Raw genomic sequence first — 8,775 nt, forward strand, 5'->3', positions numbered from 1 at the left:
GATTCCCGATTCCCGATTCCCGATTCCCGATTCCCGATTCCCGATTCCCGATTCCCGATTCCCGATTCCCGATTCCTTCACATAAGGCACACTAGAAGTGAGATACAAAAAGTAACATTGCCCGAAACAGCTCATGATTTGGCCATTCAAGCCCCGCTACCGCAAACAAATCGCCCGCATCGAAGTCACCGGTGCGATCGCCGGAGAAACCCGCAAACGAGTTCTCGAAGCCCTTAAAACCGTTGAAGAACGCAAATTTCCCGCCTTGCTGCTGCGGATAGACAGCCCCGGCGGTACAGTCGGCGATTCCCAGGAAATTTACAGCGCCCTCAAGCGTTTGGGCGAAAAAATCAAAATAGTCGCCAGTTTCGGCAATATTTCAGCTTCTGGCGGAGTTTACATCGGTATGGGAGCTCACCATATCGTGGCTAATCCCGGTACAATTACCGGCAGCATTGGCGTGATTATCCGGGGTAACAATCTGGAACGGTTGTTGGAAAAAGTCGGCGTTTCTTTTCAGGTGATTAAATCGGGGCCGTATAAAGATATCTTGGCATTCGATCGAGAATTAACCGAGCCCGAACAGCAAATTCTCCAAGATTTGATCGACACCAGCTACCAGCAATTCGTCGAAACCGTCGCCGAAGCCCGGAAACTCACCGTTGAAAATGTCAAAACATTTGCCGACGGTCGCGTTTTTACCGGCCAGCAAGCCTTAGAATTGGGTTTGGTCGATCGGCTGGGAACAGAAGAGGACGCCCGCCGCCTGACAGCCGAACTCGCAGGCCTCGACCCGGAAAAAACCGAATGCTGCACGCTAGAAAAACAAAAACCTTTCCTAAATCGCGTTTTGGGGAGTAGTCTGGATACATCCGGGCTTTGGGCTTACAAGAACTTGCTGGAATTTGAGATTTCTACTAGCGGTTTACCGTTGTGGCTGTATCGCCCGTGATTAAATAGTCCTTAGTCATTAGTCCTTAGTCCTCAGTCCTTAGTCCTTAGTCCTTAGTCCTTAGTCCTTAGTCCTTAGTCCTTAGTCCTTAGTCCTTAGTCCTTTGTCAGCAAATAACAAGTAAAGATTGCTGATAGCAGACACATCACAGCTAATAGCTCACAACCAACTAATGACTAATGACTAATGACTAATGACTAATGACTAATGACCAATGACCAATGACTGATGACTAATGACTAATGACCAATGACCAATGACTAATGACTTAATCATAAAAAATGGAGAATATTTGCGTGGAGTGGCAAGTGCGGGCGATTCGCGGGGCAACAACTGCTAGCGATAATTCGGTAGAAGCAATTCGAGAAGCGGTGAGAGAACTGTTAGATGAATTAGAAACAAGAAATAATTTAGATCCGGAATTAATTATTAGTGCTACGTTTACTGCTACTCGCGATTTGGATGCTGTGTTTCCGGCCGCGATCGCCCGCGAACGTCCCCGCTGGTGCAATGTTCCTTTGTTGGATGTCCAGCAAATGTACGTTAAGGGTTCTTTAGAACGCTGCATCCGCTTTTTAATTCACGTCAATTGGCCCGCACACACCGAAATTTATCATCCTTATTTGCGCGGAGCTCAAAATTTGCGGCCCGATTGGAATTTAGCCGTCGCGGTTGCTGGGGAAAAATAAGAAAATCACTTTTTGATTGATTCAAGAGTTAACCCACCAGCAATGGTGGGTTGATTTTTAACTGATTTAGAATCGGCAAATCTTTTGTGTTATCCTTAGTACAGGAGGATGTTGTATGAACAGAACAAATCTATTATCTCGGATTGCGATCGATCCGAATATATGTTTTGGTAAGCCCAGTATACGGGGACATCGCATCTGGGTTTCCCTGATTTTAGATTGCCTAGCTAGCGGAGCAACAATCGAGGAAATTATTCAGCAGTATCCAAGTATAGAGCGAGAGGATATTCTTGCTTGTATTGCCTAGGGTGCTGAGGTAATTGATAAAAATAGCGAACCTCAACATTTAGGAAGTCTCCAGCCAGAGCGAGTGATTTATGCCGACTTTTCAGAAATGGCAAACGATACAGAATATCAAGCAGAAGCTTTGGCAATTTGTCAAGAATTTGAGGCGGCGGACTGGGAAGCTTTGCTGATAGGTGAGTCTGAATATGAGACGCGGTGAAGTTTATGATGTTAATCTATAGCCTTTCAAGCGAAAGATGAGTTACTATAGGGCATAGGGCATGGGGCATAGGGCATAGGGGATAGGGCATAGGGCATAGGGCATATCTCAGCACGCTTGAGAACCGCTATAGAACCCGTTCAAGGTTCAGAACAAGCAGGGACTCGCCCAGCCATTATTGTTAGCAATGATTCGATAAATGCGTCAAGTTTTGAAACGGGCAAGATGCCCGTTCCACATAAAAAAAATTGTTTTTCCCTCTTCCTTCTTCCCTCTTCCTTCTTCCCTCTTCCTTCTGATAAAAAAACCGGCTTCTCGAAGAAACCGGGTTTTTGTCATTCAGTGGCTTTCTTGTGATGCAGCCTAATCCCTAAAAAGATGTCATATATAAAACTCCAAAAGTCCTTTTTACCTTCCAATATTCCCAGACTTTGAGGAGAACCCTTTTCATCTAACAGCGGCTTCACAGCTTCGTAAGCTGGCTTGTAATTGTACCAAGGAATTGAAGGCCACAAATGATGGATCAAATGATAGTTCTGTCCCAGAATTAAAATATTCAGAATTGGACTCGGATATACTCTGGCATTTTTCCAGCGATCGCGTTCGTGAAACGGACGGTGCGGCAAATAATCAAAAAATAACCCCAAGGCTAACCCTACCACTAAAGCAGGCGAAAACCAAAAGTTCAGCACGTAGCCTAAATGGTCGTATTGAATTGAGATATAAACCACTCCGATCACAAACAAACGGCTGAAAAACCATTCCCAAAGTTCGTATTTCCGCCACAGTTTGCGCTTAAAGAAGAAAATCTCGTGGTAAAAAAACCTCGCAGCAATTAGCCACAGAGGCCCGCCAGTAGAAACATAATGGTCTGGATCGTTATCTGGGTCGTTAACGTGGGCGTGATGCTGCATATGTACCCGCGTAAATACCGGGAAAGCAAAGCCCAACATCAGCGCGCTACCGTGTCCCAAAATAGCGTTAATTGTACGATCGCGGTGCGCCGCATTGTGAGACGCATCGTGAATCACGGTTCCAGCCATGTGCAACGCCAGCACGTTCAGCAAAAAACAACACCAATCCGGCCAGTTTCCGTACCAGTAACCCACAAAGGAAATCGCGATCGTCGCTAATGCACTCAAAAACAACAGCAGCGTCGGATTGAAGTCACCCGGAGGACTCAGAAACTCTTTCGGCACTGTCAGCGGCCGTCCTGCCTCCGACATCTTTGTTAACACTCCTTAATATTTCACACTTGCGTAGTATAAGATACAAGTCTCCCAATAGTAAAGTTTGGTGAAAAAACAGAGTCCGATCGCCAGACACGAGCATTTGCACCCGAAGCAAAGTATTGCTGCTGTGAAACGATCCCAATCCTCGATTAGCCAAAGGGCAAAGCAGCCCAACTAAAATTAATGGGTATATCTGTATTTATGTCAAGGCTGGGAGCGGAAATATTTTATCAAACAGCCGATCGCCAAGAAAAGATTACCGATCGGTAAAAAGTCAGATATTCTATATAGTGGTCAATTCCTGCTGTTTTGACGAGTATCAAAATTTTTAAGAGTTCAGACTGGCCTCATTGCTTGTACTGAAAAATGAAACGTTAGTCGAAATTTAAACAATAAATCCTCCAGCCACCCCATCTCAATTCATGCAACCGCCAAAAGCTCTACGCCGAACTAAAATTGTCGCCACCATTGGCCCTGCTACCTCCGACCCACAAGTGTTGCGCAACCTCATAGAAGCTGGTGCCACAACTTTGCGGCTCAACTTTTCCCACGGAACAGAAGATGACCACCAGCGCAGCATTCGCTTAATCAGACAAACGTCCTTTGAACTCAACCAGCCGGTCGCCATCCTCCAAGACCTTCAAGGCCCGAAAATTCGTTTGGGGCGCTTTGAAACAGGCTCTATAGTTGTCAAAAACGGCGATCCTTTCATTTTGACCAGTCGCCCGGTGGCCGGCACAGAGCTGATTTCCTCCGTCACCTACGAGCCCCTAGCTTCGGAAGTCCCAGAAGGAGCGATGATTCTGCTGGATGACGGAAAAGTCGAAATGCGCGTCGAAAAAGTAGACCGCGGCGCGGGAGAATTGTACTGTCGCGTGGTCGTCGGCGGGCCGCTTTCCAACAACAAAGGCGTCAATTTTCCGGGAGTATACCTGTCAATTAAGGCGCTCACGGATAAAGACCGCAAAGATTTAATGTTCGGCCTCGACCAAGGTGTGGATTGGGTAGCCCTGAGCTTCGTGCGGAACCCCCAGGATATGCTCGAAATTAAAGAGCTGATTGCCAGTGCGGGCAAGCAAGTACCGGTGATTGCTAAGATCGAAAAGCACGAGGCGATCGAACAAATGGAACAAATTCTCGCCCTTTGCAACGGCGTGATGGTCGCCCGGGGCGATTTGGGCGTGGAACTGCCCGCCGAAGACGTGCCAATTTTGCAAAAGCGCTTGATTGCGACTTCCAACCGCATGGGGATTCCGGTGATTACCGCTACCCAGATGCTCGACAGCATGGTGAGCAATCCCCGTCCCACCCGCGCCGAGATTTCCGACGTAGCTAACGCGATTCTCGACGGAACCGATGCGGTGATGCTCTCCAATGAAACCGCTGTCGGTAAATTTGCCGTTGAAGCGGTGGCGACGATGGCGAGAATTGCGGTGCGGATTGAGAGGGAAGGAATTAAGCGCAATATTAGAAATGTAGAAGATGTCGGTCGATCGATCCCCAACGGCATCAGCCAAGCAGTCAGCCAAATCTCCGAACAGTTGAACGCAGCGGCGATTATGACGCTGACCAAAACCGGCTCTACAGCCCGCAATGTCTCGAAATTCCGACCGCAAACTCCGATTTTGGCAGTTACTCCCCACGTAGACGTAGCCCGACAACTGCAATTAGTCTGGGGAGTCAAACCCCTGCTGGTGCTCGATTTGCCCTCCACAGGCCAGACATTTCAATCTGCAATCAATGTCGCCCAGGAAAAAGACTTGCTGTACGACGGAGATTTAGTGGTAATGACTGCCGGTACTCTGCAAGGGGTAGCCGGATCGACGGATTTGATTAAAGTTGAAGTAGTGACAGCCGTTTTAGGTAAAGGTACAGGTGTCGGTTTAGGAGCAGTGAGCGGCATGGCCAGGGTTGCTCGCACGGCTGCGGATGTAGCGAATTTCCACCCAGGAGACATTTTGGTAGTAGAACGCACCAGCGCCGATTTTGTGGAGATGATTCGCAAAGCCGCCGGTGTGGTGACGGAAGAGGAAAGTTTGACTTCTCACGCGGCGATTATCGGTTTGCGTTTGGGCGTGCCGGTGATGGTGGGCGTGGACAATGCCATGCGGGTAATTCGGGACGGAACTATGCTGACGCTGGATATGCAGCGGGGCTTAGTTTATTCCGGCGCCAGAGGCGGCTCACCAGATGGAGAACTTGCTGTTTAAGAAGTTCTGAGTTATGAGTTGTAGAGTTTTTAATTAAATTCTACAGCTCATTGCTTTTTTCTTGAATTTGTGCTATATTTCTAAATTGTCTGTGCCGATGTAGCTCAGTGGTAGAGTAACCGATTCGTAATCGGTCGGTCGCGGGTTCAAATCCCGCCATCGGCTTTGGGTTTCAGCGATTTTTACGAAACTAAAGCCATAAATTTCACCATTAATTAGGTTCGATCGTGCGGACTTTAGTCCTGATTCATTTGTTTTGTAATTGATTAATATCATGCGTGCAAAATTGTTGCTACGGTTATTAAACGTATAGAAATTATCTGTCATTGCCATAACTTCCCGCCGGACACGGCAGTGCCGTTTCCCTACAGGTGAGATCCTCTAATTTATGCTGCAATCATATTTTTGACAATTGGTATAACTAAAGCACTTTTAGCAGCAAAATTTATTCAAAAACACGGCTGTTGCTCCCAGTAGAATACGATCGCGTGTAACTGAATCAAGTATCGATCGCGATCGCACTTGGCATTACTGTAGTTTTGATAAAAGTTTACAGAAAGTCAACAAAAAGCTCTGTAAAAATGCTGTACAATCAATCTGGACGATCGCAGCCAGTTAAGAAACAACAAAAAATTTATGTGCCTGCAACCAGGAGACATCCTGCGGAAACGTTACAAAATTGTCAGGGAATTAGGTCGGGGAGGGTTTGGGAGGACATATACAGCTATGGATTCAGACATACCCGACGATCGCCTATTCGTCGTTAAGGAAATTAGGAAGCCAAGCGATCCGCGACTCTGGCCAGAAGCAAGGGAGATATTTGAAAGAGAAGTTCGAGCTTTGCACCGATTGGGCGGACACCCGCAGATTCCGCAGTTATTCGATAGCTTTGAAGAAAATGACCATTTTTATTTAATTCAAGAATACATTGAAGGACATCCACTCAGGGAAGAATTCAATCAAAATACCCAATGGAATGAAGAGCAAGTAATTACATTTTTGCAGGATATCTTGCCAGTTATCGCTTTTGTTCACGAACACAATGTCATTCACCGCGATATCACTCCTTCTAACTTAATTCTGCGTGATTGCGATGGCAGAATAGTTCTGATTGATTTTGGGGCGGTGAAAGAAATTAGTTCCTTGGAAATCACAGATTCGGGAGAGACTAGAAGCAGAACTATTTATACGGAAGGATATGCGCCAGCCGAACAATTGAAGGGCCATCCTCGGCGTTGTAGCGATATTTATGCTGTGGGTATTATTGCTATTGAAGGCTTAACTGGCTTGCATCCTGCTCAAGATTTCTTGATAGATTCGGGGCTGGGTGATATCGTTTGGCGCTATTCTACTCCCGATCGCCCTATGGTACAGATTAGTGACGACATGGAAGCATTTTTAAATAAAATGGTGCGCTACCACTTCGCTAATCGCTACCAATCTGTGGCTGAAGTTTTGCAGGATTTGAATTCGATCGCCACATTGCAGCCACCGCCGCCACCGCCACCACCACCGCAGCCACCGCCAGAAGATCCGCCCGTATCCGACGAGCGATCGCACTTTCGCTTGCTACTGCTGGGAGTTGCGGGAATTATCGCCGGAAGTGCGATCGCCCTTTTGCTCCACAACATTCTTACCCCAAAAACTTGCCTTTTCATGCAAGGTGATGCTTTAAGCTGCGGTGAAGAATCTATCCTTAAATCCTCGAACCCTCGATTAAAGCAAAGCGGAGTCAATGAATTTGCCAAACAAAATTATCGGGAAGCATTTAACTTTTTCAAAAGGTCGTGGATTGAAGAAGAACGAAAAGATCCAGAGACCTTAATTTACATTAATAATGCCTTGCTCAAGGCTAAAAAAGCTGATTATTACACAATCGCCGTTATCGTTCCTGTTCGCATAAACCCACAAGGTAGAGCCGAAATCGATTTGGTTCAAGAAATATTGCGGGGAGTGGCTCAAGCGCAAACGGAAGTTAATTTAAAATTATTCAATGCTGAGCTAGAACGCAATCTAAATGGTTTAGATGTTCGGGAGAATCAAATTATTAAAGGCAAAGGTTTACAAGTCATAATTGCCGATGATGCCAATCTCAAAGAAGAGGCGATCGCCCGTGCTAATTCCCTAGTCAAACTCACAGGTGTTTTGGGTGCGATCGGTCACTACACTAACCAAAACACAGCGCATACAGTCGATATTTACAACGGAAATCATTTAGTATTAATTTCCCCAGGGAGTACAACGGAAGAAGTCAGAGAAAAACGGCGGCAATTTTTCTTTAGGACTGTGCCTCGGACTAAAGTTAGTGTTGAAGTATTCACGAAATATCTGATTGAAAAGCAAGGTCAAACCAAGGTTGCTGGGTTCTACAACTCCAGCAGCGAATCCACTTCGACTTTTTGGGAAGAATTCAGAAAACAGTTTAGAGAAAGGGGAGGAACTATCGCAAATATCACCGAATTCGATCTATCAAAAAGCGACTTTGACGTTAAAAAAGCAATCCAAGAAGTCAGGCAAGCAGGGGAAATAGAAAAAACAACGATTGTTTTAAGTCCGAGTCACGTCCCGATCGCAGTCAAGAATGCGATTGCACTTTTCCAAGCCAATCTAGACCGCAATTGGGTTGTAGGAACCGGAGGAATATACGGTCAAAAAATCTTAGAAGCTGCCAGTCAGTTACCGTCTTTTGAGAAATTCGCAGCAGCAGTTTCTTGGCATCCTTTAAATTCTCCCAATGGCAAATTTATTGAAGATAGCCGCCAGCTTTGGAAAGGGGGTGTCAGTCACCGAACTGCGTTAACCTACGATGCGGCGAAGACGCTGATTCAAGCGATAGAAAATCAGCAGCAACCCAGTCGGGAAAGGATGCAAAAAATTATGGCAGATCCAAATTTTAGCGCTACCGGAGCCACAGGAACAATTCAGTTTGACGCAAGCGAGCGCAAAAATTTTAGTCCTAAATTAGTGCATATTGTCAAGTGTTCAAAGCAGCAGTTTGGGGTGACTTTTGTGCCGATCGAATTTCCGACAGCGGCAGCGGCGGGTTTAAATTGCGATTGATATTAGAAGTCATTAGTCATTAGTCATTAGTCATTAGTCATCAGTCATTAGTCAGAAGGAAGAAAGGACTAAAGTCCTCACTACGAACCTAATTAACCGTTTGTAGTGAGGACTTTAGTCCTTCTTC

General features: G+C 46.1%; 8 protein-coding genes and 1 tRNA gene. 8 read left to right on the plus strand and 1 reads right to left on the minus strand.

Annotated elements, in window-relative coordinates:
- Positions 1-133: 133 nt before the first annotated feature.
- The 5 genes from sppA (at position 134) to QUB64_RS30020 (ending at position 2,503) form a co-directional block, all read left to right on the plus strand.
- Positions 134-952 (plus strand): signal peptide peptidase SppA, encoded by an 819-nt coding sequence (gene sppA / locus QUB64_RS30000; RefSeq protein ID WP_333269597.1) that lies wholly within the window; start codon positions 134-136, stop codon positions 950-952.
- Between the two features lie 281 nt (positions 953-1,233).
- Positions 1,234-1,641: a chorismate mutase gene (aroH, locus tag QUB64_RS30005; protein WP_442921732.1), complete on the plus strand. Its 408-nt coding sequence runs from the start codon at positions 1,234-1,236 to the stop codon at positions 1,639-1,641.
- A gap of 115 nt (positions 1,642-1,756) precedes the next feature.
- Positions 1,757-1,948, plus strand: coding sequence for a DUF433 domain-containing protein (locus QUB64_RS30010; protein ID WP_333269598.1), 192 nt, complete (start codon positions 1,757-1,759; stop codon positions 1,946-1,948).
- A 63-nt stretch (positions 1,949-2,011) separates the two neighbouring features.
- Entirely contained in the window at positions 2,012-2,146 is a 135-nt protein-coding gene (locus QUB64_RS30015) for a hypothetical protein (RefSeq protein ID WP_333394302.1), read from the plus strand.
- Positions 2,147-2,263: 117 nt separating this feature from the next.
- A complete protein-coding gene (locus QUB64_RS30020) occupies positions 2,264-2,503 on the plus strand; it encodes a type II toxin-antitoxin system PemK/MazF family toxin (RefSeq protein WP_333269599.1) in 240 nt (79 codons plus the stop codon).
- On the opposite strand, the gene crtR is transcribed toward QUB64_RS30020, so the two are convergent.
- The gene (gene crtR, locus QUB64_RS30025) at positions 2,482-3,372 is read right to left on the minus strand and encodes a beta-carotene hydroxylase (RefSeq protein WP_333269633.1); all 891 of its coding nucleotides are present in this window, start codon (positions 3,370-3,372) and stop codon (positions 2,482-2,484) included. The two genes, QUB64_RS30020 and crtR, sit on opposite strands and share 22 nt — an antisense overlap.
- A 428-nt stretch (positions 3,373-3,800) precedes the next feature.
- Here crtR and pyk point away from each other — a divergent pair, with 428 nt between their 5' ends.
- The 3 genes from pyk to QUB64_RS30040 all read left to right on the plus strand — a co-directional run bounded on the left by pyk (position 3,801) and on the right by QUB64_RS30040 (position 8,648).
- Positions 3,801-5,588 carry a pyruvate kinase gene (gene pyk / locus QUB64_RS30030; RefSeq protein ID WP_333269600.1) on the plus strand — a complete coding sequence of 596 codons (1,788 nt, stop codon included), beginning with the start codon at positions 3,801-3,803 and terminating at the stop codon, positions 5,586-5,588.
- A gap of 93 nt (positions 5,589-5,681) precedes the next feature.
- Positions 5,682-5,753: transfer RNA gene (locus tag QUB64_RS30035), tRNA-Thr, on the plus strand.
- A gap of 471 nt (positions 5,754-6,224) precedes the next feature.
- Positions 6,225-8,648, plus strand: a complete 2,424-nt coding sequence (locus tag QUB64_RS30040) for a bifunctional serine/threonine-protein kinase/ABC transporter substrate-binding protein (protein ID WP_333269601.1) — start codon at positions 6,225-6,227, stop codon at positions 8,646-8,648.
- Positions 8,649-8,775: the final 127 nt, after the last annotated feature.

Origin of the sequence: Microcoleus sp. Aus8_D2, assembly GCF_036702665.1 — a bacterium.
Classification (GTDB): Bacteria; Cyanobacteriota; Cyanobacteriia; order Cyanobacteriales; family Microcoleaceae; genus Microcoleus.